This window comes from Alkalihalobacillus sp. AL-G, from assembly GCF_030643805.1.
Lineage (GTDB): Bacteria > Bacillota > Bacilli > Bacillales > Fictibacillaceae > Pseudalkalibacillus.
Genome location: NZ_CP094656.1, coordinates 2,553,715 through 2,579,355 on the forward strand (window position 1 = coordinate 2,553,715; position 25,641 = coordinate 2,579,355).

The 25,641-nt window shown below is 41.3% G+C and carries 21 protein-coding genes and 1 tRNA gene; 3 read left to right on the forward strand and 19 right to left on the reverse strand.

The window, feature by feature from the left end:
* Window positions 1–12: 12 nt before the first annotated feature.
* Window positions 13–789, reverse strand: coding sequence for a transporter substrate-binding domain-containing protein (locus tag MOJ78_RS13105; protein ID WP_304977794.1), 777 nt, complete (start codon window positions 787–789; stop codon window positions 13–15).
* A 1,175-nt stretch (window positions 790–1,964) separates the two neighbouring features.
* Window positions 1,965–2,040 (reverse strand) — tRNA-Arg (locus MOJ78_RS13110).
* Between the two features lie 476 nt (window positions 2,041–2,516).
* Here MOJ78_RS13110 and aceA point away from each other — a divergent pair.
* A complete protein-coding gene (gene aceA / locus MOJ78_RS13115) occupies window positions 2,517–3,794 on the forward strand; it encodes an isocitrate lyase (RefSeq protein WP_304977795.1) in 1,278 nt (425 codons plus the stop codon).
* A gap of 36 nt (window positions 3,795–3,830) precedes the next feature.
* Here aceA and MOJ78_RS13120 read toward each other — a convergent pair whose 3' ends face one another.
* The 10 genes from MOJ78_RS13120 to MOJ78_RS13165 all read right to left on the reverse strand — a co-directional run bounded on the left by MOJ78_RS13120 (window position 3,831) and on the right by MOJ78_RS13165 (window position 16,019).
* The gene (locus MOJ78_RS13120) at window positions 3,831–4,262 is read right to left on the reverse strand and encodes a BrxA/BrxB family bacilliredoxin (protein WP_304977796.1); all 432 of its coding nucleotides are present in this window, start codon (window positions 4,260–4,262) and stop codon (window positions 3,831–3,833) included.
* 234 nt (window positions 4,263–4,496) lie between these two features.
* Window positions 4,497–5,438, reverse strand: a complete 942-nt coding sequence (locus tag MOJ78_RS13125) for a metal ABC transporter solute-binding protein, Zn/Mn family (protein ID WP_304977797.1) — start codon at window positions 5,436–5,438, stop codon at window positions 4,497–4,499.
* Between the two features lie 176 nt (window positions 5,439–5,614).
* Complete coding sequence (locus MOJ78_RS13130) at window positions 5,615–6,943, reverse strand: dihydrolipoamide acetyltransferase family protein (RefSeq protein WP_304977798.1); 1,329 nt, start codon at window positions 6,941–6,943, stop codon at window positions 5,615–5,617.
* 20 nt (window positions 6,944–6,963) lie between these two features.
* On the reverse strand, window positions 6,964–7,947 hold the full coding sequence (locus MOJ78_RS13135) for an alpha-ketoacid dehydrogenase subunit beta (RefSeq protein ID WP_304977799.1): 984 nt from the start codon (window positions 7,945–7,947) through the stop codon (window positions 6,964–6,966).
* A 12-nt stretch (window positions 7,948–7,959) separates the two neighbouring features.
* Complete coding sequence (locus MOJ78_RS13140) at window positions 7,960–8,952, reverse strand: thiamine pyrophosphate-dependent dehydrogenase E1 component subunit alpha (protein WP_304977800.1); 993 nt, start codon at window positions 8,950–8,952, stop codon at window positions 7,960–7,962.
* A 34-nt stretch (window positions 8,953–8,986) separates the two neighbouring features.
* Complete coding sequence (lpdA, locus tag MOJ78_RS13145; protein WP_304977801.1) at window positions 8,987–10,408, reverse strand: dihydrolipoyl dehydrogenase; 1,422 nt, start codon at window positions 10,406–10,408, stop codon at window positions 8,987–8,989.
* 108 nt (window positions 10,409–10,516) lie between these two features.
* Window positions 10,517–11,635 (reverse strand): butyrate kinase, encoded by a 1,119-nt coding sequence (gene buk, locus MOJ78_RS13150; RefSeq protein WP_370529719.1) that lies wholly within the window; start codon window positions 11,633–11,635, stop codon window positions 10,517–10,519.
* Between the two features lie 123 nt (window positions 11,636–11,758).
* Entirely contained in the window at window positions 11,759–12,859 is a 1,101-nt protein-coding gene (gene bcd / locus MOJ78_RS13155; RefSeq protein WP_304977803.1) for a branched-chain amino acid dehydrogenase, read from the reverse strand.
* Between the two features lie 65 nt (window positions 12,860–12,924).
* Complete coding sequence (gene yqiS, locus MOJ78_RS13160) at window positions 12,925–13,818, reverse strand: phosphate butyryltransferase (protein ID WP_304977804.1); 894 nt, start codon at window positions 13,816–13,818, stop codon at window positions 12,925–12,927.
* Between the two features lie 152 nt (window positions 13,819–13,970).
* On the reverse strand, window positions 13,971–16,019 hold the full coding sequence (locus MOJ78_RS13165) for a sigma-54 interaction domain-containing protein (protein WP_304977805.1): 2,049 nt from the start codon (window positions 16,017–16,019) through the stop codon (window positions 13,971–13,973).
* A 135-nt stretch (window positions 16,020–16,154) separates the two neighbouring features.
* Between MOJ78_RS13165 and MOJ78_RS13170 the strand changes: the two genes are divergently transcribed.
* Both MOJ78_RS13170 and yvfG read left to right on the forward strand, forming a co-directional pair.
* Entirely contained in the window at window positions 16,155–16,391 is a 237-nt protein-coding gene (locus MOJ78_RS13170) for a DUF2627 domain-containing protein (protein WP_304977806.1), read from the forward strand.
* Window positions 16,392–16,402: 11 nt separating this feature from the next.
* Window positions 16,403–16,612, forward strand: a complete 210-nt coding sequence (gene yvfG / locus MOJ78_RS13175) for a protein YvfG (protein ID WP_304977807.1) — start codon at window positions 16,403–16,405, stop codon at window positions 16,610–16,612.
* A 101-nt stretch (window positions 16,613–16,713) separates the two neighbouring features.
* Here the strand turns inward: yvfG and spo0A are convergent, their stop codons facing one another.
* From spo0A to MOJ78_RS13210, 7 genes are all read right to left on the reverse strand, one after another.
* Window positions 16,714–17,499, reverse strand: coding sequence for a sporulation transcription factor Spo0A (gene spo0A, locus MOJ78_RS13180; RefSeq protein WP_304977808.1), 786 nt, complete (start codon window positions 17,497–17,499; stop codon window positions 16,714–16,716).
* Between the two features lie 417 nt (window positions 17,500–17,916).
* On the reverse strand, window positions 17,917–19,230 hold the full coding sequence (gene spoIVB / locus MOJ78_RS13185) for a SpoIVB peptidase (RefSeq protein WP_304977809.1): 1,314 nt from the start codon (window positions 19,228–19,230) through the stop codon (window positions 17,917–17,919).
* 308 nt (window positions 19,231–19,538) lie between these two features.
* A complete protein-coding gene (recN, locus tag MOJ78_RS13190) occupies window positions 19,539–21,266 on the reverse strand; it encodes a DNA repair protein RecN (protein ID WP_304977810.1) in 1,728 nt (575 codons plus the stop codon).
* Between the two features lie 12 nt (window positions 21,267–21,278).
* Window positions 21,279–21,728, reverse strand: coding sequence for a transcriptional regulator AhrC/ArgR (gene ahrC / locus MOJ78_RS13195; RefSeq protein ID WP_304977811.1), 450 nt, complete (start codon window positions 21,726–21,728; stop codon window positions 21,279–21,281).
* A 230-nt stretch (window positions 21,729–21,958) separates the two neighbouring features.
* On the reverse strand, window positions 21,959–22,789 hold the full coding sequence (locus tag MOJ78_RS13200; protein WP_304977812.1) for a TlyA family RNA methyltransferase: 831 nt from the start codon (window positions 22,787–22,789) through the stop codon (window positions 21,959–21,961).
* Window position 22,790: 1 nt separating this feature from the next.
* Window positions 22,791–24,683 carry a 1-deoxy-D-xylulose-5-phosphate synthase gene (gene dxs / locus MOJ78_RS13205; protein WP_304977813.1) on the reverse strand — a complete coding sequence of 631 codons (1,893 nt, stop codon included), beginning with the start codon at window positions 24,681–24,683 and terminating at the stop codon, window positions 22,791–22,793.
* 9 nt (window positions 24,684–24,692) lie between these two features.
* Window positions 24,693–25,301, reverse strand: coding sequence for a hypothetical protein (locus MOJ78_RS13210; RefSeq protein ID WP_304977814.1), 609 nt, complete (start codon window positions 25,299–25,301; stop codon window positions 24,693–24,695).
* Window positions 25,302–25,641 lie beyond the last annotated feature (340 nt).

Here is a 25,641-nt window from a genome sequence, read left to right on the forward strand (position 1 = left end):
TTTATATTTTTTCTATTTCGTGGTAAACCATTTTTCAGCGATTTTATCAAGGTCGCCGTTTTCCTTCATTTTGGTCAATTCCTTATTGAACGCTTCCTTAATGTGACTGTTTTTTTGGAAGGCAACTGCAGACCCAGCCGTTTTCTCTGCTGGTTTTTTTATTTCAAATGTGTCTAAGCTTTGATCCTTTTCGAGAAACCCAAAGGCGACAGCATCTTCAATGATCATGGCATCGATACGACCTGACTTCAGCTCTTGAACGATTTCAGGAATCTTATTCAGCTTTACGATTTCAATATCGACCTGCTGCTGGATTTTTTCCGCCTCTTTTTCCTGAATAGAGCCAAGCTGTACGGCAACCTTTTTCCCATTGAGATCGTCGATAGATCCGATGTTATTGTCATCTGTCGTCATGATAAGTTGTTTCGCTTTGTAATATATATTTGAAAAATCAACACTATTCTTACGCTTTTCAGTCGGTGTCATACCGGCCATCACAAAATCGACTCGATCGTTTTTGAGTGCTTCTATTAAACTGTTAAAATCCATGTTTTTGATTTCCAGCTCATAACCAAGATTGGTTGTAATCTGTTTTGCAATGTCAATGTCAAATCCTATGACCTCGCTACCCTTTGCTGTATCAATGTACTCATATGGCGGATAATCTGCAGAAGTCCCCATTACGAGTGTCTTTTTATCGGCGCTGGCAGCCCCTGAGCCTGACCCTCCGCACGCCGCAAGACTCATTACAATTAGAAGCATACCAATTAAGATCATTAACTTTTTCATACTTACATACTCCTCCTATCCATACTATGTTATTTATTTTTATACATAGTAATTAATATTTATTAATTCATAAAATGTATATTAGCATGTAATAAGGAATATGTGAAGTGATTTTATAACTTTTTTGTATCTTTATAATCTAAAGAGTGTGATGCATTAATATTTGCAGGCTGATCACGGGAATTAATATCGAACTTGAGGAAATATTTGCGGCCTTTATTGGTTCCAGTGTGTCGGAGGTTCATTGAATTGAGAAGTGCTTTAGCGACGTGCCTTCGACGTGCCTTGAATTAAGAATTAAAAAGCTTACGGCCTCCTGATTCGTCATGTCATTAGAAACAAGTAAGGAATAATCGATTAGTGCGTCGATTTGTGCTTCCTTATCAGAATAACCGCAACTTGGACAAAGCCACGTTCCATGTGGGCGTTTCATAGGTGCGAAAGAAGTACAGTACACCCCTTTTCTCAAATCATTGATTTGTATGTTGAAATTTTGCAGAAAGCTTGTAGACAACGGACAGTGTTCTTTAACTAATCGATTAGATAACTTACGAAGGACTATATCGGTGGTCTTTTCGATAGAGTGAATGCTTTCAAATTCCTGAACTTTTTTCGTGATATCAATGTTATGGATGATTATTTGATGAAGGATTTATTCGAAAATTCGAGGATCGTTTTAGGACTACTAATCACAATAAGATACTCAATCGGAAGGCTTTTTCGTTAGCAATAAACAATCAATTTAAAAGTGACCGGTCTTTATGTTATTGAGTCTTATGCCACGAAGGATCAAATAGTTATCTTCTGGAAGGAATTTGAGAGGAAAATCGAGGGCAGGTTCACCTTTGTAGCCTGCAGCTTATCTCTTGCATATTCTCATCGATAAAGAGACGTGCGGGATGATGACTAGGTATTCTTTTACGTAACGCTTCTAACTTTTTTAAATTAATCGGCTACGTCCGGCGTTTAATAATCATGGAACATCTCCTTTTTACAAAATCTGAAGTTAATTTCTTCATAATCGATTCTTATACCTTCTCCAAAAAGACAATCGGTGAATTTATGAGGAATTTCTTCGGTTTATGAGTGTAAAAAATATATATGAGAAAGTTACCATTTTCTAACAAAAAACTCTGCTCGATGTTGATCGATGCAGAGTATTGTTCATTATGTAATGGCGCGCCTACCAGGACTCGAACCCAGAATACGAGAGCCGAAATCTCGTGTGATATCCAATTTCACTATAGACGCAAGTTAACCTGACAAGTACTAATTTTACTCAATATGAAGTAAACTGTCAAGCATTATTCTTACTTCCCTTTTTTAAAATGAGGACATTGGTCTAACACTACCAGAAATCAGAAAAAGGGTGAACATTCTCAATACTCTGTTATATAATAATATTAAATTTAAACATCACTGTACCAATACAGAGTAATAATCAAATTCAAAAGGAGGAAACGAAGTTGAATTGCCAGACTTGCAATGGAAATGGCGAATTGGAATGTACTACTTGTTGTGGAGAGGGAGTTTATGAAGAGGGAGTACAATGTGACAGCTGTTTGGGCGTTGGGTGCATCAGTTGTAACCGGTGTTCTGGAAATGGATTCATTGATTAAAAGGTACTGATCGGACTTGATGATGATTGTAGGAGGAATTAAGGGGACTGCATGTTCAATTCAACAATCGCACGGAAAGCCTGAAATAAAAATGGAGGAGTATAGAAAATGGATCGAATTCACAATACGGAAAAAATAACAAATGAATGGAAAAAGGATCGATGGAATGGAATCGTAAGACCTTACTCTGTCGAAGATGTCCTTCGTCTCAGAGGTTCGGTGCAAATTGAATACACGTTAGCAACTAACGGTGCAGAACGTCTATGGAAGTTGCTTCATACCGATCCTTACGTAAATGCGCTCGGTGCACTTACTGGAAATCAAGCTGTTCAACAAGTAAGAGCTGGGTTGAAGGCTATATACTTAAGTGGTTGGCAGGTTGCCGCAGATGCAAACTTATCCGGTCATATGTACCCAGACCAAAGCTTGTATCCGGCAAACAGTGTACCACATGTTGTCAAACGGATTAATCAAGCTCTAGGGCGTGCCGATCAAATCGACCATGCGGAAGGTAAAAATGAAACGGAATGGTATGCCCCTATTGTCGCGGATGCTGAAGCAGGCTTTGGCGGTCCATTAAATGTGTATGAATTGATGAAAGCAATGATTGAAGCTGGTGCTGCAGGCGTGCACTTCGAAGATCAGCTATCCTCTGAAAAGAAATGCGGTCATTTAGGCGGAAAGGTACTACTGCCTACTCAACAAGCTGTTCGCAACCTGATTTCTGCACGTCTTGCGGCAGATGTATTAGGGGTACCAACCGTATTGATAGCAAGAACGGATGCGAATGCCGCGAATTTGATCACAAGTGATGTCGATTCCTACGATCATCCATTTCTTACAGGGGAGCGGACCGCCGAAGGCTTTTATCGAACTAAAGCCGGGCTTGATCAAGCAATTGCAAGAGGATTGGCTTATGCGCCGTATGCTGACCTTATCTGGTGTGAAACTTCTGAACCGAACTTGGAGGAAGCAAAACGGTTCGCAGAGAAAATTCATCACCACTTCCCGAATAAACTGCTCGCATATAACTGTTCGCCATCTTTTAACTGGGAGAAAAAGCTTGAAGCCGAGGCAATCGCTGAGTTTCAAAATGAATTAGGAAAAATAGGTTATAAGTTCCAGTTCGTAACACTCGCAGGTTTCCACGCGTTGAATCACAGCATGTTCGAATTGGCACGGAGCTATAAAGAACGGGGAATGGCTGCTTACTCAGAGCTCCAGCAGGCGGAGTTTTCCAGTGAGCAATTCGGTTACACAGCCACAAGACACCAACGGGAAGTCGGAACAGGCTACTTCGATGAAGTCGTACAAATCATATCTGGAGGAACTTCTACTACCACAGCTTTAAAAGGTTCCACCGAAGAAGAACAATTTACAGTTTGACAAAACCCTGAGTGGAGGCGCCTCCACTCAGGACCTTTAACAGTGCTTTTGAAAAGCTTCTTGAAGTTTTTTTACGACTTCAATCGGTTCAGAGCCTTCAATCTCATGCCGTTCCACCATCGAAACCAACTTTCCATCCTTTAACAGCGCAAAAGAAGGCGATGATGGCGGATATCCAGTAAAATAAGAACGTGCCTTTTCAGTGGCTGCTTTATCTTGTCCCGCAAATACAGTAACAGCATGAGTTGGCTTTTGCTCACTTTTATGCAATGCGTATCCTGCTGCAGGACGGGCAATTCCTCCAGCACAGCCACATACCGAGTTCACGAGCACTAACGTTGTTCCACCTTCTGCAAATGCAGTTTCCACTTCTTCAGGTGACGTAAGTTCATTAAATCCAGCTTCCTTCGCCTCGTTACGGGCTGTTCCTACAACATCGTTCATAAAAAAATTAAAATTCATATTCACGTAAACACATCCTTCCGTGTTTCATATAATTCCATTTTAAGGCGAAACGGCCCTCCAGTGCAAATAAAAGTGCTCAGTATCATAAAAATCCGAGCACTATCACAGGCACTAATAAAAGAAAAAAAGCAAGCTCTAAGCTTACTTTTGAATGAGGTAGGGATTTAGAGGGATAGTATTCTTTGTGTTCCCACCCATGGCAATTTCAAACATACCTGTTCAAAAAACATGCTGGATTCAGTTTAAAGCCTTGCGTAGCGTCTCGATGTTCGTGTGCATTACGCTTAGGTAGTCCTCGCCTTGATCAAGTTGTTGTTGGGTCAACGATTCAAGGTTGCTTAAATAAAGAATTTCAGCATTGATTTCTTCCCCGATCATTTCCGTAATATTCGATGAAATATTCCGTTCTAGTAAAATATGTGAAATATGATTGGAACGTGCAAAATCAATTAGTTCTTGAACTTCTTTTTGTGAAGGCTCGTGTGAAGGGGAAATTCCAGACACAGAAACCTGTTCAAGTCCGTACCTTTTTTCCCAACGGCCATATGCACTGTGAGCAACGATAAATGTATTGCCTTCGGCTTCATCTACAACCTTCTGAAAGGATTCGTGAAGTGATAGCAAATCTTTTTTCAACTGATCGAAATTCTTTTCAAACTCGCTTTCTAATTCCGGCTGTTCTTCCACCATAGCGTCCTTGATCATTTCAGAAACTCCGATAGCTAGTAACGGATCGAGCCAAACGTGCGGATCCTCTGTACCATGATCCTCGTGGTGCTCTTTTTGGTCGTGCTCCTCATTTTCACTCTTTTCACCGTCTCCCGCAGGTTCGATTCCAGCAGAAGAGTTAATGAACTTAACCTCTTGTTCCTTTAAAGATTCCTTAGCCTTTTCGATAAAACCTTCAAAACCAGCACCGTTGTAAATCAACAAGTCAGCTTCAGCTACTTCAATGAGTTCTTTTGTGGTAGGTTCAAAAGTATGGCCATCGGATCCCGGTGGAACGATTGATTGAACTGAAACCTTGTCACCGCCGATTCTTTCGGCAAAATATTGTAAAGGGTAAATGGATGTATAGATCATCATATCGGAATCGTCATGCTTCGCTGATTCTGAATCAGAAGATCCGCATCCTGCTAATAAAAAAGGAATGATAAGTAGTAGTGTTAAAATTCTCAATGATGCGTCCCCTTTCGTAATGATTCCGATTTAACAAATGCCATTTCCTATTATATATCGTAACCATTACGATTTTCAAGAGTCTTGTTTGATCAATTTTTAAAATATTGCTTGGGTAAAAGCAAAGAGAAACGAGGCGACCCTAATTGAGTCAGCCCCGTTATCAATTTATGTTTTTAGTATACAGATGTGTTTTCTTTGGATGTATTTTCAAGGATTTCCTTTACATGAGTCAGGAATCGTCCGCAAACTAATCCATCGAGTACACGGTGATCAAGTGACATACAAAGGTTAACCATGTCACGTACTGCAATCATGCCATTGTTCATCACAACAGGTCGCTTCACAATCGATTCGACTGAAAGTATCGCTGCTTGAGGATAGTTGATGATCGGCGTGGATTGGATGGAACCGAATGAACCGGTATTGTTCACCGTGAATGTTCCGCCCTTCATATCTTCCCCAGAAAGCTTTCCGTTTCTTACTTTCCCAGCAAGATCCTTCACTTCTCTTGCGATGCCTTTAAGGCTTTTTTCATCCGCATGCTTGATAACAGGAACAAAAAGCGAGTCCTCTGTCGCTACTGCAATGGAGATGTTAATGTCCTTCTTCTGGACAATTTTGTCTCCTGCCCACATCGAGTTGACCATCGGATATTCTTTAAGGGCTTCTACAGTCGCTTTAATGAAGAATGGAAGGAAGGTCATGCTGTATCCTTCTTTTTGCTTGAATTCATTTTTAATACTGTTCCTATACTCAACTAGGTTGGTTACATCCACTTCCATCATCATCCATGCGTGCGGCGCTTCATGCTTGCTGCGGACCATGTTATCTGCAATCGCTTTACGAACACCACTGACAGGAATTTCAACATCACCAGGTTCAACTGGGATATTGGCAGGTTGGGATGTCGGCTTAGACGCTGCTGCAGCTGCTGGTGTTTCCTTCGGTGCCTCAACGGCTTGTTCAGCTGAAGGAGTCTCCTTCTGCTCTCCTGCCTTTGGAATGTCACCGGAATCGATTAGCTTTTGAAGGTCCTTACGAGTAATTCGACCTTCTCGGCCGGATCCTTCGACTTGTTCAAGATCGATGTCATTCTCTTGAGCTAAACGTAAGACAGCTGGTGAATAACGAGCTTTTCCGTTCTTAGGCTGTTTTGGTGCTTGTTTTTTAGTTGCGGCTGCTGACTTTTCATCCGCAGCTGGTTCTTCTTTGACATGATCCTCTTTTACAGGTTCTTCTTTTTCATCGGCTGTTTCTCCGCCTTCTGTAACGATATAGCAAACGAGCTCGCCGACTTCGATTGTATCCCCTTCATCAGCGACTAGCTCTTTAATCGTCCCGGTAAAGGATGATGGTACCTCAGCGTTCACTTTGTCGGTCATCACTTCTGCAATTGGATCGTATTTTTTTACTTCATCTCCAACTTGAACGAGCCATTTACTGATCGTCCCTTCAGTCACACTCTCTCCAAGCTGAGGCATCGTTATTTTTTCAGTTGCCATTGATATTCCCTCCTTGCAGATTAAAATTCTGCTAAATCACGCATTGCTTTTTCAACTTTATCCGGATTGATCATGAAGAATTTTTCCATTGTTGGTGCATACGGCATAGCCGGTACGTCTGGTCCAGCTAGACGTTGGATTGGCGCATCTAAGTCAAATAGACAATGCTCGCCGATGATTGCAGATACATCACTCATGATGCTTCCTTCTTTGTTATCTTCAGTGACAAGTAATACTTTGCCTGTTTTTGATGCTGCTTCAATAATCGCTTCTTTATCAAGTGGATACACTGTACGAAGGTCAAGTACATGTGCGGAAACTCCATCTTTTTCAAGCTTTTCAGCAGCCTGAAGTGCGAAGTGGACAGATAGTCCGTAAGCAATTACCGTAATGTCATCGCCTTCACGTTTTACATCTGCTTTACCAATTGGCAATGTGTAATCATCTTCAGGCACTTCACCTTTAATTAATCGATATGCCCGCTTATGTTCAAAAAACAGAACTGGGTCGTCGTCACGAATGGCGGCTTTCAACAGTCCTTTAACGTCATAAGGTGTTGATGGCATAACGATTTTAAGTCCTGGTATGCCTGCAAAAAGGGCTTCCACAGATTGAGAATGGTAAAGCGCTCCATGTACTCCACCGCCGTAAGGTGCACGGATCGTGAGAGGGCAATGCCAATCGTTATTTGAACGGTAACGGATTTTTGCTGCTTCAGAAACGATCTGATTGACTGCTGGCATGATAAAATCAGCAAACTGCATTTCCGCAACTGGTCTCATACCGTACATAGCAGCCCCGATACCAACCCCCGCGATCGCTGATTCAGCAAGAGGCGTATCAATGACACGTTCCTCGCCAAATTGTGCATAGAGTCCGTCTGTTGCACGGAATACACCACCGCGTACTCCAACATCCTCACCGAGTACAAATACTTTATTGTCACGTTCCATTTCTTCACGTAAAGCCTGTGTAACAGCTTCTATATATGAGATTACTGGCATTTTTTCGTCCCCCTATTCCGCATACACATATTTGAGTGCACTTTCAGCATCTGCATATGGTGCCTCTTCAGCGTAATCCGTTGCTTCATCGACTTCTTTTTCGATACGTGCGTTAAGCTCTTGTTCTTTTTCTTCAGTCAGGATGCCCAATTCTTGCAAGTATTTTTTAAATGTGTGGATCGAATCCTTCTCTTTCGCCTCTTCCACCTCTTCACGCTCACGGTATGCACGATCATCGTCATCACTAGAGTGTGGTGTAAGACGGTAAGAAACCGTTTCAATCAATGAAGGACCTTCGCCACGACGCCCACGGTCAGCAGCTTCCTTTACTGCCTCATACACGGCTAAAGGATCATTGCCATCTACCGTAACACCCGGCATACCATAGCCGATTGCTCGGTCCGAAACTTTTTCACAAGAAAGCTGTTTCGAAACTGGGACTGAAATTGCATATTTGTTGTTTTCACACATGAAGATAACCGGTAGCTTATGTACCCCAGCGAAGTTGGCAGATTCGTGAAAATCTCCCTGGTTAGAGGAACCTTCTCCGAATGTTGTGAATGTAACCAAGTCTTTTTCTTCCATTTTACCTGCAAGTGCGATACCAACTGCATGTCCTACTTGAGTTGTAACTGGAGATGAACCCGTTACGATATTGTTTTTCTTTTGTCCGAAGTGTCCCGGCATTTGCCGACCACCGGAATTCGGATCTTCAGCTTTGGCAAAACCAGATAGCATAAGATCACGGGCTGTCATTCCAAACCAAAGCACAACACCCATATCGCGGTAGTATGGCAGGACAAAATCCTTTTCTTTATCCAGTGCCATTGCTGCTCCAACCTGCGCAGCCTCTTGGCCTTGGCAAGAGATTACAAACGGAATCTTTCCTGCACGGTTCAACAGCCACATTCTTTCGTCGATTTTACGAGCCATTAACATCGTTTCATACATCTTCAAAACTTGTTCATCGTTCAAACCTAATTTTTCATGACGATTTTCGGCCATCACATTACCCTCCTTTTAAATACGTGAAAATTTTTTAGTTGTGAATCGCTTTCCCATCAACTGCTAAAGCTGCTTCTCCCATAACTTCAGATAGAGATGGATGTGGGTGTATTGTATGGGCAACTTCCCATGGGGTTGCATCCAATACTTTTGCCAAGCCTGCTTCAGAAATCATGTCGGTTACATGAGGTCCAATCATATGGACGCCTAAGATATCATCCGTTTCTTTGTCTGCAATGATTTTTACAAATCCATCTGATTGACCATAAACAAGCGCTTTACCGATTCCTTTAAATGCAAACTTGCCGACTTTGACCTCAAAGCCTTGTTCCTTAGCTTCGTCTTCCGTAATACCGACACTAGCCATTTCAGGGTTTGAATAAATACATTTTGAGATCATCGTGTAATCAATCGGATGTGGATTCAGATCTGCCATGTGCTCAACCGCAGTGATTCCTTCATGAGAAGCGACATGCGCCAATTGAAGCCCTCCGATTACATCACCAATTGCGTATATGTGCGAGTCCTTCGTTTGATAAAATTCATTTGTCTTGATTGCACCTTTTTCTACTTCAATCTCAGTGTTTTGAAGACCGATATCCTCTACATTAGGTTGACGACCGACTGATACGAGTAGTTTGTGTGCAGAAAAAGCCTTTTCTTCCCCTTTATGTTCAGCCTTGATAGTTACACCTTCACCTTTTTCGATTGTGTCAGGAAGTACTTTTGCGCTTGTAACGATTTTAACGCCTTTTTTCTTAAGAATGCGCGTCGCTTCTTTTGAAACTTCCTTATCTTCCGTCGGTACAATTCGATCAGCATATTCCAATACGGTAACTTCCACACCGAAGTCGATGAACAATGAAGCCCATTCAATTCCGATAACTCCACCACCAACGATAATGACGGACGAAGGAAGCTCTGGAAGGTTTAATGCTTCATCTGATGTAATGACTTGTTCTCCGTCAATTTCGAGACCTGGTAATGTTCTTGGCCGTGAACCAGTCGAAACCATCAAGTTTTTCGGGACTAATATGACGTTTTCATCACCATTATTAAATTCGACTGATACTGCACCAGGCATAGGCGAGAAAATAGATGGTCCTAATATACGGCCATGCCCCTCATAAACATCGACTTTACCTTTCTTCATCAAGTGCTGGACACCTTTATGAAGCTGGTCGACAATCGATTGTTTTCGTTCTTGGACACGTTCAAAATTCAAGGCAACATCTTTGGCGATTACTCCAAATTCTTCACCCTTTTTCGCTGTTGCAAATACTTCTGCACTTCTAAGCAATGCTTTACTCGGAATACATCCTTTGTGCAGGCATGTTCCACCTAGCTTACCTTTTTCTACGATAGCAACAGTTAATCCTAGCTGCGATGCTCGAATCGCTGCCACATAGCCGCCAGTTCCTCCACCGAGGATGACGAGGTCGTAATTTTCAGCCATGATTCTATCCCCTTTCCATTATGTCTATTCCGGCACCTAGCTACGCTCAGGTAGCTTCGATTCTCCCTAAACACGAAAAGCGTGTCAGATTGCAGAAACGTTGTTTCATTAAATAGATTGTGCGATTGGTTTGTTCGGGTATACTTTTGATTGCTCTTCACCTCGAAGAACACGTAACCCACCTTCTGCAAGTGCTTGAAGCTCGTTCTCCCCTGGTTGAACAATAACATCACTGATCCATGCCACACGGTCTGTTATTTCATTTACAAATTCTTTTCCGTATGCTAATCCCCCGGTTAACACAATCGCATCAACTTGCCCTTTTAAGACAGAGCTTGCTGCCCCAATTTCTTTCGCAACCTGATAAGCCATTGCATCATAGACCATTTTTGCCTCTTGATCTCCATGTTCGATCCGCTTTTCAACCTCTACTGCATCATTTGTTCCGAGATATCCAACGAAACCTGCTTGTCCAACTAGCTTTTTCATAATTTCTTCGGCATAATACTCACCGGAAAAACACATAGAAACAAGATCACCAACAGGTACGGTTCCAGCTCTTTCGGGTGAAAACGGTCCTTCTCCATGAAGACCATTGTTCACATCGATAACTTTTCCTTCCTGATGTACGCCAACTGTAATCCCGCCGCCCATATGCGTAACGATCAAACGTAGATCCTCATAAGATCGTCCGAGCTGTTTTGCAACTCTACGTGCAACAGCCTTTTGATTCAATGCGTGAAATATACTTTTTCGTTCGATTTCCGGCACACCGGACACTCTTGCGATAGGTGCCAATTCATCCACCACGACTGGATCGACAATAAAGGATGGGATATTCAGTCCCTGAGCAATTTCATATGCGATGATCCCGCCTAGATTTGATGCATGCTCTCCTGAGAAACCTTTTCGAAGGTCCTCAAGCATGAGGTCATTCACATCATAAGTGCCACCTTCGATTGGCCGAAGCAATCCACCTCTACCTACCACAGCACTTAACTTTGAAACATTGATCCCTTCGTGGTCTAATGTCTCCAAAATCACATTTTTACGAAATTCATATTGGTCAATGATATGCTCAAAAGAATTGATTTTTTCAGATTCGTGTCTGATAGTTTTTTCAAACACTGAGCGTTCATCGTCAAAGATACCGATTTTCGTAGATGTTGAACCCGGGTTTATTACGAGTACGCGATATTCTCTTTGTTGCAAAACGGAGCCCTCCATTAATAATGATCCATAGGTAGAGACTCAGTATCGGCTCAGGCTTAGAACTTAGATCACTTAAAAGTTAAGATTTCCTGAAATTGATTTGTTATGAGTCTCGCCTTTGGACCTACTCTTTATTATTTATCCTCTACGATTTGAAAGGATGTGACGATCATTCAATAAAAATTGGCTTCGTGAATTTTTCAGACGCTCAATTCGCTCTTCAGCAAGTCGATCTGCTGCCAAATAAGTTGGTATGTTATCACGTTGAGATATGTCGAACACGCGACTGATATTATCGTAAATCGTTTCAACCTTCTTCATTGCACGCTCACGATCATAGCCGTAAAGCTCGTCGGCGACGTTTATCACACCGCCCGCATTGATCACGTAATCAGGTGCATAAGCAATACCCATCTCATGAATTTGATCACCATGTTTTGTATCTTTTAATTGGTTGTTTGCAGCACCAGCAATCACTTTCGCTTTTAATTGTGGAATCGTATCATCGTTGACAGTCGCTCCTAATGCACACGGAGCATAGATATCACAATCGACTGAGTAGATTTCATCTGGATCAACCGCTTTTGCTCCAAAATCCTCTACTGCACGTTGTACAGCTTCTTTGTTAATATCTGTAACAATCAGTTGTGCACCTTCTCCATGAAGGTGTTTACAAAGGTTATAGGCTACGTTGCCAACACCTTGCACCGCGATAACTTTACCTTCCAAAGAGTCTGTTCCGAATGCAGCCTTTGCTGCTGCTTTCATTCCACGATATACCCCATAAGCTGTTACAGGGGAAGGGTTACCAGAAGATCCGAATGCAGGAGAAACACCTGTTACGAATTCAGTTTCTTGACGAATCAAGTCCATATCAGCAACAGTCGTTCCGACATCCTCTGCAGTGATATAACGTCCATTTAATCCGTGGATGAAGCGACCGAATGCCCGGAACATCTCTTCATTTTTGTCAGTTCGCGGGTCTCCGATAATTACTGTCTTTCCGCCACCAAGATTTAGTCCTGCAGCAGCGTTCTTATACGTCATTCCTTTTGCAAGTCGCAGTGCATCTTCAAATGCTGCATCTTCAGTTTCGTATGTCCACATTCTAGTTCCACCAAGTGCTGGACCGAGAGTTGTATCATGAATACAAATTATTGCCTTCAATCCAGATTGTTTATCCTGACAAACCACCATTTGCTCGTAATCGTATGTTTCCATGTACTTGAAAATTTCCATTTTATTCTTCCTCCTTAAAAATAATAAAAAATCAAAACAACACTCAGACCCTTTCGAACAACCATCTAAACTGCACGAACAGCTAATGCGATAGAATAAAGCTTACTTTCTGCAGAATCCGCACGAGAAGTAAGTACGATTGGCGCCTTTGCTCCAGCAATAACAGCACCGACCTTCGCACGTGCAAAATAGATTAACGACTTATAAAGTGCATTCCCCGTTTCGATGTTGGGAACGAGTAGGATATCTGCTTTACCAGCAACTTCCCCACTAATTCCTTTATGTTCAGCAGCTTCCAATGAAACTGCGTTATCAAGGGCAAGAGGTCCATCGACATAACAGTTTTTGATCTGACCCCGACGGTTCATCTGAGTAAGTGCAGCAGCATCAAGTGTTGCTTCCATTGCTGGATTTACCGTCTCGACTGCGGTTATTGGTGCGACTTTCGGTTCTTCGACACCAATGCTTGTTGCAATATTCACTGCATTTTGTATAATCTCAGCTTTTTGCTGAAGGTCGGGTGCAATGTTCATTGCTGCATCCGTAATAAAAACCAAACGGTCATAACCAGTAATATCAAATGCCGCCACGTGTGAAAGAACCTTTCCTGTTCTTAATCCGTACTCTTTATTCAATACAGCTTTCAGAATGCGGGCTGTCGGTATCATGCCTTTCATCAATACATCGGCTTGTCCGCTATTAACTGCCTGTACGGCTTTGACCGCAGACTCTTCTGGAGTATAGCAAGGCATCACTTTAAGCTTATCTGATGTTTCTAAATTGAATTCCTTAAGCAAGGATAGCGTTTTTTCTTTATCTCCAAACAATTGAAAAGAAGCAAGGTCTCGTTCTAAAGCCATCACAATTGCATGTATGACTTCATGATCCTCAGATGCTGCAACTGCAACAACCTTGTCGGGTCTTTGGATTGCTTCTTCGATGAGTTTTTCTAATAGCATGACCTGGCTTCAACCCTTTCTAATCAAATAAATTATCCACACCCGATAGTTAATGCAAGTTTCGTGCCAACTTCCGAACCTTAATACACCACATTTCACACACACATCACCCTGCAATATATTTCGCGCTGTGCAATTATTTGCATGCTTATTTATTCAATACTGTACTTATCAAGCTTGTAATATAAATTTCTTAATGAAATACCTAAAAGCTTTGCAGTTTTTGTTTTGTTATTTTCACAGTGGTCCAATGTTGTTTGAAGAACCTCTTTTTCATAAACCTCCATTTGAGATTGAAGTGAACGGCTTTCTTCTGGAAGTAGAATCGGTTTTTGCGATAAAGACGAATTCGAATTTAGAGAAGGAATCGCCTCAACGTTGATCCAGGATTCATGAAAGGATAGATGAATGATCGCACGCCCGAGAATATTTTCAAGCTCACGGACATTACCAGGCCAGTCGTACTCGTTCAGGTAACGAATTGCAGGCTCTGTAATCCCTTCAATGTTTCTGCCATAGTCTTGATTTAGTTTTTGGATAAGATGGTTACATAATAATGCAAGATCTTCTTTCCGTTCACGAAGTGGTGGAATAAAAATGGGTAAGCGATTTATCCGATAATATAAATCTTCCCGAAAAGAACCATCAATTATTCTTTTTTCGAGGTTAACATTTGTTGCTGCGATAACTCTTACATCAATCGGGGTCGATTTCGTTCCTCCAACTCGTATGATTTCGTTTTCTTGAAGGACTCGAAGCAGTTTCGCCTGGGTATCGCCTGATAGTTCGCCGATTTCATCAAGAAAAATGCTGCCGCCATTTGCTTCCTCAAAAAGTCCCAACTTTCCGCCTTTCCGAGCCCCGGAGAACGCACCTTCTTCATAACCGAACAATTCGCTCTCAAGCAGTGATTCTGAAATTGCTGCACAATTGACCCGTACGAATTTCTTATATTTTCGATTACTGCTATTATGGATCGCATGGGCAAATAGCTCTTTACCAGTCCCGGATTCCCCACGCAATAAAACTGTGGCCGGAGTAGTTGCACCAAGTTTCGCTTGTTCAACCGCAAATTCCATCTCTCTAGAATTCCCGATTATGTCGGTAAATGAATATTTGGCTTCCAATGTACGAATGATTTGTCTAGCTCGGTGAAGTTCATCTGTCAACGATTTAATTTCTGACACGTCGTGAATAACTCCAACACTACCCTTGATTTTCCCATCTACTATAACAGGAGCCACATTTACAACGACATCTCTGCGGTTTGGTCCGACTTTCAACCTCACACCTCTTACGGGCTTTCGTGTTCGCAGCACCTTCATGTGCATACTCTCGCCTTCAGAAATATCAGTTGTTGCAGGTTTTCCGTATATATCCTCAGCCTTTAAACCCGTTAAGCGTGTATAGGCAGGGTTCACCATCAGTCCTTTTCCATCCTCATCAACTACCGTAATGGCCTCTTCTGAAGAATGAATAATCGCTTCAAGCATTGTTTGGACGCTCTTTAAACTTGTAACCTCTTCAGCCATCTCAACCACTTCTGTGATGTCCTTGAAGACGGCAAAGGCACCGACAATATTTCCAGCATCATCGATCATAGGGGTTCTTGTCGTTATGATTTTCCTACCGTTATCCAGCATTTGTTCCCGATTGACCTCAGGCACACCACTGTCAAGAATTCTCGGAAGCTCACTGTTTGGTATCAGTTCCGAGATTTCCCTTCCAATCACGTCCACATTCTGGAGGTCAGTCATTGATTGGGCGCTCTTGTTAAAAATCGTAACCTTGCGACTTTGATCGATCGCAATCATTCCATCGTGTGTCGAGCGCAACACGAGATCCTGTTTCCGGGATTGGGTCGATAATTGATTAATGAGCTTTTCCTGCTCCTCCATCAAATCGGAAATCAGTTTTGCAACAGTCGCAGGAATGATGACCCATCGGCGATCCCTCACTTCCCTTAACGAGGAAAAAATCGATTCGTTACCCGTCGTTTCGATAACAACATCAATCGGTTGATCTATGTACTTTTCCCAACTGCTATCGGTTGCGATTCCTCTTTCCTTTGCAAGCCTTAACGCAGGAGCAACAGGATTCGAATCAACAACCGCTATTAAATATAATGAGTCGGATTGATCAATAATTTTGACAAGTGCAGCCCCCACTCGATCTGCACCGATAATAATCGCATTTTTCATTTTTGCACACCCTAATTTTTACCATGCAATATTTTTCACACTTTCTATTTTACAGTTATCATTATCCCTTGGCAAACTTATGGACAATCGGATCTAAAAACTATAAAATGAGTAGCGTAGAAAAGGATGGTTTTTATGACACGTATAATTGCACTTCTCATCTTGGTTCTCCCTGGCATTGGTGGAGTAATCGGTATTAAATTAATGAGGGATGCGCTATTTGGAATAGTTCATCCACTTTTTCCTAACTTTTTGGTTGAAATGATTGCAGGTATATTCTTATTTATTGCTGGATTTGCATTTATCGGAGGATTCATTTTTTATCGAGACCAGAAACGGAATAAAGTACAGAAGCGGTTTCAAAAGAAATAAGGAGGAGAAACGTGGAACAATTCAGTGTTGCCTTTTTCGAAGAAAACTTTCTTCAATTTGCCAAACAAAATAGTGATGTCTTTTCCAAACACCAAGCAATGAACAATTATTATGTATCAATGGTCTCCACAATCATCAACGACAACATCAACAAAAATTCAGAGCTTGTGAAGCGGATTCGTAATCTGGATACCGCTTATCAAAAAGTGCGAAAACATTAAATCATTATACACAGAAATAGAGGGTGGACCATTATAGTCCCCCTCTATTTAGATTCGAATATAACTATTCAATTGTTCTTATCGGTTTTTCGAGTGCTCTTTCAGCCTGCCTTGTGCTCAATGCGAAGCTTATCTGCGACCATCGCAATGAACTCAGAGTTTGTAGGCTTGGCTTTCGACATGCTGACTGTGTAACCGAACAAATTGGAGATCGAATCAATATTACCACGACTCCAAGCTACTTCAATGGCATGCCGGATGGCACGCTCGACACGGCTTGCTGTCGTATTGAATTTCTTCGCAATATCCGGATACAATACTTTCGTTATGGAACCGAGTAATTCAATGTCATTGTAAACCATTGTAATCGCTTCCCGAAGATACATATAACCCTTTATATGAGCAGGGACTCCAATTTCATGAATGATACTTGTAATGTTTGCATCAAGATTCTTCGGCTTGAATTCTTTTGTAATTGTTCTGGATGAGGTGGATTTAACAAAAGATTTTTTCGTCCCGCTGATCTGGCGGATTTGATTTGTAAGGTTCTCCATATCAAAAGGTTTAAGAATAAAATATGATGCCCCTAATTCTACGGCTTTTGATGTCACATCTTCCTGTCCGAAGGCTGTCAACATAATAACGTTTGGCTTTGTACTCAAATTCAAATCATGCATGTTTTCAAGCACCGCAAGACCGTCTAGGTGAGGCATGATAATATCCAGAACCAAGACATCCGGGGATTCTTCTTCCAACAGCTCTAGGCATTCTTTTCCGTTATAAGCCACACCGACTACTTCCATGTCCTCCTGATTCGATATGTACTCCTCAAGAAGACCCACCAATTCTCTGTTATCATCTGCTAGGCACACTTTAATTCTTTGCAATTTTCTGCTCCTCCTCACAACAATATCATCCTTGTTGTTTTACGTTTTTCACGCTACGATATGATTTCCACATATGTATCATATTTCCTCTAATTATTTTAAATATTTATAAAAAAACTTTCTATTCTTAGATATGCTTTTATATTCTCTATATTTCGACGCAATCCTCGATTTGACAGGTCGTTTTTTTGTGTTACTTGTCGAATTTTCTTTATCTTTATAATTATTGTATCAAAGCATTCAAGATAAGCGCAAGAGCCTATTTACATAAGACGTGAATCGTTTCCTTTTTTGTTGAAAATGCAATTTGAGGGCATCATTCAGTGCTAATCATTCCTTTTTTTGCAGAAATGCATTTTGAGGTTACATTGCTGACATGCTCTATGTGGTTCTAATCCGTAAAAAAAGCGAGCTTTGTCAGCTCGCCACTTTTTCACCATTCCGATTTTCTTTATATATATTTATTCCTGCCTCGTTTAACATCCATTCGATGTGTACCCCATATCCGCTGGTAGGATCATTTACAAATACATGTGTGACGGCCCCGACAACTTTCCCATTTTGGATAATCGGACTTCCACTCATCCCTTGTACGATTCCTCCGGTTGCTTTGAGCAGATCCGGGTCTGTAATTTTAATGACTAATCCCTTTGTTGCAGGAAATTTCTGTGGTACTGAGCTGATGATTTCAACATCATACTTTTGTACTTTATCCCCTTTAACTACAGTCAATATTTCTGCAGGTCCTTCTTTCACTTGATGTGATAACGCAATTGGCATTGCCTTATCTAAGATTCCGTTCCGAAGATCTGAGTTTAACTTACCAAAAATCCCATATTGTGTGTTTTTTGTTATTGTACCTAAAATTCTTTCCCCATCACTAAAGCGAGCTAGCTTCTCTCCGGGATGGCCATTACTTCCTTTTTCAATCGAGGTAACAGTGGATTCGATAATTTGCCCATCATTCACGACAATCGGTTTTTTTGTATCCATATCTGAGATCACATGGCCGAGTGCTCCATATTTTCCTGATTCAGGGTGATAAAATGTCATTGTTCCAACACCCGCAGCTGAATCTCGAATATAAAGTCCGATTCGATAGGTTTCATCCGATTTATCTTTTACAGGAGATAGCTTCTTTTGGATTTTTTGTTTATCCCTTAAAACCGTAACTCTCATTGGCTGATTTGATTTACCACTCTTTTTTACAATTGGAGCAACATCACTTAATTTTTGAATCGATTTTCCATTAATAGCAGTAATCATGTCACCAACACGGATTCCTGCTTTTTCACCTGGTGATACATCTCCATTTGAAGTCTCCACAAGATGATGACCTACGACGAGTACTCCTACAGTATTTAATTTTACCCCTATAGTTTGTCCACCTGGGATGACTCTAAATTCAGGAAGTACTTTTACATCAACTTTTTTCACTGGTATGTTAGAGACCGTTAATGTTACCTTCTCATTTCCTTTATTCAATGTTTCAAGGGAAAAAGATTGAGGTTGGTTTTCCAGCTTACCAATTGATAATATTGATTCTTGTTCATTTGATGTTTGGATTGTCGCAGAAAGTGGCTTATGATCTATTGTTAATCTCTCTCCCTGGAAGACGGTTATTTCAGTAGGGATACTGAGATAATCCTGAACTGGCTTTAGAAAGCCCAGGCTGATGAGGAATCCAAGGAGAAGAATGCCGATTAATTGTCTACTCGTAATTCTTTTCATTCAGTCACTCTCCTCTCTCCTTACCCTGCACCTTATGTTGGCTGCATTTATAATGTAGCCTTTTGATGTTGTTTCTATAACCGGAAACATAAAGAAAACTTGGCAATGTCAAGCTTTAGCTTAGACTGAGCCTTAGTTGCACTTATACTGTGGAAAGTAATTCTTTTACTTTCTACACGTGCAAAGAAAACTTGGCAATGTCAAGCTTTGGCGTAAACTGCGCCTTAGTTGCACTTATACTGTTTAACCGTGTAATAAATATTCTTCCCCGAAGAACAAGAAAAAGCTACCCAAATTTGGATAGCTTTTCACGAGCTGACCTTGACTTCATCAGCGAACTGAATCATTTCCTTTGCGTGCTGTTTCGTAAGTTCCGTAATTTCAACGCCCGAGATCATACGACCAATTTCCTTCACTTTTTCCTCATACGATAGTGGCTTCACATTTGTAAAAGTTCGGTCATTTTTCAACTGCTTCTCAATATATAGATGTCTGTCAGCCATCGCTGCAACTTGAGGTAAATGAGTAATGCAGAGAACTTGTGAGCCTGCAGAAAGCTTTTGAATTTTTTCAGCAATTGCTTGAGCGACCCGGCCGCTTACCCCAGTATCTACTTCATCGAATATGATCGAAGATAACTGTTGTTGATTTGAAAAGATTGCCTTCATTGCCAGAATAATTCTGGATAATTCACCACCAGAGGCAATCTTCACGAGTGGTTTTAAAGGCTCACCTGGATTTGTAGATATAAGGAACTGAACCTCATCGATACCTTGTTTTGTAAAATGTATAGGTTTACCGTCTATTTCCGGATCTGCATCGAACTTACCAACCGATTCTGAAAATGAAACCTTGAATGTGGTTTTTTCCATATACAGATCTTGAAGCTCACTATGTATAGCTTTCTCTAACTTCTTAGCGGTATCCATTCGTAAGCGAGTCATATTTTTCGCCTCAACGTACAAATCATGGCCAACTTCTTTTAAATCGTCCTTTAGCGATTGGATTCGGCTATCTTTATTCGTAAACGTATGAAGCTCTTCTTCAATCTTAGAGCTATATTCGAGAATTTCTTCAACTGTATGACCATATTTTCGTTTTAACGCAGTAATTTCGTGTAACCGTTCCTCAATCTCGTCAATTCGATTCGGATCGAACTCTAATGTGTCAATATAATCTCGAAGCTGATGGGCAGCGTCCTCTACCATATAAAAAGCATTTGCAACAGCTTCCTTTAAAAGAATCCGAGCAGGATCAAGCTCCGCTACGTCCTCCAAATGACTCATTGCTAAACCTAAATAATCGATCCCTTTCTGCTCTCCGTATAAAGATTGATAAGAATCATTCGCAGATTGAAACAACCGCTCAAAGTTATTGAGACGTTGCTTTTCCTCTTGTAATTGTTCATCTTCCTTCGGTTGAAGGTTTGCTTTTGAAATTTCATTTAATTGATATTGTATTAAATCTATTCTATGGGCTACTTCCTGTTCGTTTTCAGTTAAATGATACAATTGCTTTTTCGTGTTTGTATAACGTTCATATAAATGCTTGTATTCGGCTAGAGACCGACTCAATGCTTTAGAGTTGAATTGGTCAAGCATACTTAAGTGCTTATCGCTTTGGAGTAAGAATTGATGCTCGTGCTGGCCGTGTATATCGATTAAAGATTGTCCGATTTCTCGAAGTATCGCTAGTGTGACAAGCTTTCCATTCACTCTGCAAATACTCTTCCCCGAGCCGGTCATATCGCGTTTTAAAACGACCATTTCATCTGATAACTCAATACCAAGTTCTTGACATTTCCGTACTGAGGGATGATTTGGTTGAATATGAAATAGTCCTTCTATTTCTGCACGATCTGTTCCGTGTCGTACAAATTCAGAAGAACCCCGGCCGCCGATTAATAAGCCGATTGCATCGATGATGATCGATTTCCCTGCACCTGTTTCCCCTGTTAAAACAGTAAGCCCTTCCTCAAAGGGTACCGTGATTTCGTCAATAATTGCAAAATTACGTATAGAAAGCTCGGCAAGCATAAAATACCACCTTTACAGCATATCCAAAAATTTTTGAGCGATTTCAGGGCTATCATTACCTGATCGACAAATGATAAGTATCGTATCGTCACCACAGATCGTTCCCATGATTTCTTCCCAATCAAGATTATCGATCAAAGCACCAATCGCATTTGCATTTCCTGGCAATGTTTTCATTACAATCAGATGATCGGTGTGATCAATATTAATAAAGCTATCTGTGAGTGTCCGTTTCAATTTTTGCAAAGGGTTAAACCGTTGATCTGCAGGTAAACTGTATTTGTAACGTCCATCCTGCATCGGCACCTTGACGAGATGAAGTTCTTTTATGTCTCTGGACACAGTTGCCTGTGTAACGTTAAAACCAGCATTTTTCAAACGTTCTACGAGCTCATCCTGTGTATCAATATCAAAATTCGTTATGATCTCCCTGATTTTAATATGCCGCTGTCCTTTGTTCAAATAAATCACGCCCTTTTCACTATACCATGTCTATTTTTATCATAAACGATGTTGTGTAGAATGTACATAAAGGTATGTATAATAATGTAGAAAATTGTATATTTTTATAACATTTTAAACAAAACTTGGCTAGCGCCAAGTCTTAGCGTAGGCGATCGCCTAAGTTGTTCTTATACTATAAAAAGTACTTTATACTTTCTTAACGGTAAAAAAAGATAACGATCTCATCGTTATCTTTCGTCAAACTTTTTCGATTCATGAGCATCATTTACCACTTGTTCAATGCTTCCGGTCCACTTGCATTCCCCGGGCTCATTTTGTGGAAGTTTTTCCAAGTATAGTAAAAATTCAATATTACCTTCTCCCCCTCTTATTGGTGAGAACGTACAATCCAAAACCCGGAACCCTACATCAACAGAAAAGGAGATGATCGATTCGAGTACTGATTGATGAACTTTACGATCACGGATAATTCCCTTTTTCCCGACATCATCTCTCCCTGCTTCAAATTGTGGTTTTACGAGAGAGACGACATGTCCGCCTGAAAGCAATATATCTTTTAATACAGGAAGAATCAATCGCAATGATATGAAGGATACATCAATGGTAGCAACATGCGGTAAGCCATTTTGAAAATCAATGGGCTTTACGTAGCGAAAATTTGTACGCTCCATCACATGAACACGGTCGTCATTTCGCAGCTTCCACGCAAGCTGATTATAACCAACATCCAAAGCATACACCAACTGGGCACCATTTTGGAGGGCACAGTCCGTAAACCCTCCGGTTGAAGCACCGATGTCTAACATGATTTTATCCTTTACATCAAATTGAAACACATCAAGTGCTTTTTCAAGCTTTAAACCTCCCCGACTGACGTAAGGGACTGGGTTACCTTTTAGTTCGATCGGGATATCTATATTTACTTTCAAACCAGGCTTGTCCAATCGTTCTTGTTCAGAATAAACAAGTCCGGCCATGATTGTGCGCTTTGCTTTTTCTCTCGTCTCGATTAAACCTCGATCAACGAGAAGAACATCAAGTCGTTCTTTTTTTTTCATTCTAAAATGCCCTTTGCTGTTGTTTCGGAACCATCGTCTTAACGCGCTCCACAACGCCCTCTGGTGTCAGATCGATTTCTTCAAGAAGCTTCGAAACACTTCCATGCTCGATAAAACGGTCAGGAATACCCATGCGATCAATCATTGCATTGTGTATGCCAAGATCATGGACGAACTCCAATACAGCACTTCCGAACCCACCTTGAAGGATCCCTTCTTCAATCGTTAAAATCGGAACTCGGTTCGTGACAAGCTCGGTAATCATACCATGATCGAGCGGCTTGATCGAACGAGCATTGATGACTTTTGCATTTATTCCCGATCCATTCAAACGTTCAGCAGCTTTTTCAGCGACAGGAATCATTGTACCAACTGCAATCAGTGCAATATCCTTACCTTGTCGCAGTACTTCCCAAGACCCTATTTCAATTTCATGTAATTCCTTATCCATCGGGACCCCTAAACCGGTTCCGCGGGGGAAACGGACAGCGATAGGTCCATCATCATATTGGACAGCTGTATGCATCATATGCTGCAATTCGTTTTCATCCTTCGGGTTCAGTACGACCATATTCGGAAGATGACGAAGGAAGGCAATATCAAATACACCTTGGTGGGTTTCACCGTCTGAGCCAACAAGGCCTGAACGATCCACAGCAAAAACGACATTTAAATTTTGACGGCATACATCATGAACGAGCTGATCATAGGCACGTTGTAAAAAGGTTGAATAAATAGATAGGACCGGCTTCATATCCTGTGTAGCAAGTCCGGCAGCCATTGTTGTCGCATGCTGTTCAGCAATTCCTACATCGTAAAGCCGATCTGGAAATTCTTCGCCGAAGGATTCTAGCTTGGATCCTACCGTCATTGCTGGTGTAAGGACAACGAGCCGTTCATTTTTTCGTGCAATCGTTCTTAATGTTTCGCTAACAACCTTGCTATAGCCAGGACCTGTAACTGAAGGCTTGATAAAATCTCCGGATTCAATCTTGTATGGACCAGGTCCGTGCCACGTTCCAATAGCATCCGTTTCCGCCGGTTGATAACCCTTTCCTTTTTGGGTCAGCACGTGCACTAGAACAGGTCCTTTCGTTTTCTTCGCATATCTGATATTCTCTGTCAGGTCATCGATATTATGGCCATCAACAGGTCCTAAATACGTAAACCCGAGCTCCTCGAAGAAAATGCCTGAAACAAATAAATATTTTAAGCAATCCTTCAATCGCTCTGCAGTTGCTGCCATTCGACCACCAGCCGGGACTTTCTTCAAAAGGGATTCGAATTCTTCCTTCACCTTTTTATATTTACCGGCAGTACGTAATCGACCTAAGACGTTATGCAATGCCCCGACATTCGGTGCAATCGACATTTCATTATCATTTAAAATAACGATAAGATCCTTTTGTTCATGCCCGATGTGGTTTAATGCTTCTAACGCCATTCCACCTGTTAAAGCACCGTCACCGATTACTGCAACGATGTCTTCATCCGTCCCTTTTAAGTCGCGTGCAGTTGCCATTCCCATTGCTGCCGATAACGACGTGGAGCTATGCCCGGTTTCCCAAACGTCATGTGCGCTTTCGGATCGCTTCGGAAATCCGCATAACCCTTTGTATTGCTTCAATGTATCAAATTGACTGGCTCGTCCGGTTAATATTTTATGAACATAAGCTTGATGTCCTACATCCCAAATGAATTTATCTTTCGGGCTTTCAAACAAATGATGTAAGACTAAAGTTAACTCAACAACACCAAGGTTCGGGCCAAGATGCCCACCCGTTTTTGAAATTTTTTCAATCAGAAAAGTACGTATTGTCGATGCTAGGTCTTCAAGTTTATTTGTGTCATATGTTCTTAAAAACTTTGGATCTTTGATCGATTCCAAGTCCATGGAACATCCTCACTTTCTTTTTGTATTACGTTTCAGTTTATTTCCAGCGGGATTGGAAAAAAAATCCTTAAACTTTAATCTTTCCTCAAAAAGATAGATTAAACGTCCTACCTGAAAAATAATGTTGGTAGAGAAATGTATCGCAAATGACTTTCCAAATGCTTTTCCTCCAACAGTAAGTGCAGCTACTACACTGGTAAATATAATTGAGACGATATATTCGAAAGCAGCGTCTCCTCCCGACGCAAGGGTCAATTGTAATATAACCGTCGCAGATGCGGTACCGCTTATTATACCAGAAATATCGCCAATAACATCATTACAGAAGTTTGCGACCCTGTCGGCATTTCGACAAATTGCTATAGCCTGACGAGAGCCTTTTACCTTTTCCGACGCCATTGCATGAAAAGGTACTTCATCGACAGCAGTTGCAGCCACCCCAATAATATCAAATACTACCCCAACTAGCACGATTAAAAACACGATTATCATGCCGATGGCCCAAGCAACTCCATCAAGCAAAATGGTGGAAATAACTGAAAAAATAGCCGCTAACACTAGTGTGATAACGGCGATTCCTGTACTCCACTTTAGCGATTTATGAAAAATTGAATTCATACGAGCTCCTCGTTTTAAAAAAATAATATGTATGGAAGGAGTGGTCGTTCAAAAAGTAAACACTGCGGCTTAGGTCCAGTAGGTTTTCCCAAAAGGGTACCAATACGTTGCCATACCGGTGGTTTCCCATTAAACCCTTCTTGGCGTTGTCACCAATCGCCAGACTAGATTACCACTTAGTCCGCACTATAATCCCTTTCGAACGTCACATGGAACAGTCTAGGAGTTTTCCTCTACAGCCTTTACCATTTCCTAGCCTCTTTTGCAAAGTTGATTTCATATGGTATAGAACTGAACTCACCGGCGGCCAACCAGTGCAGGTTCCTCATCCATAATCCCC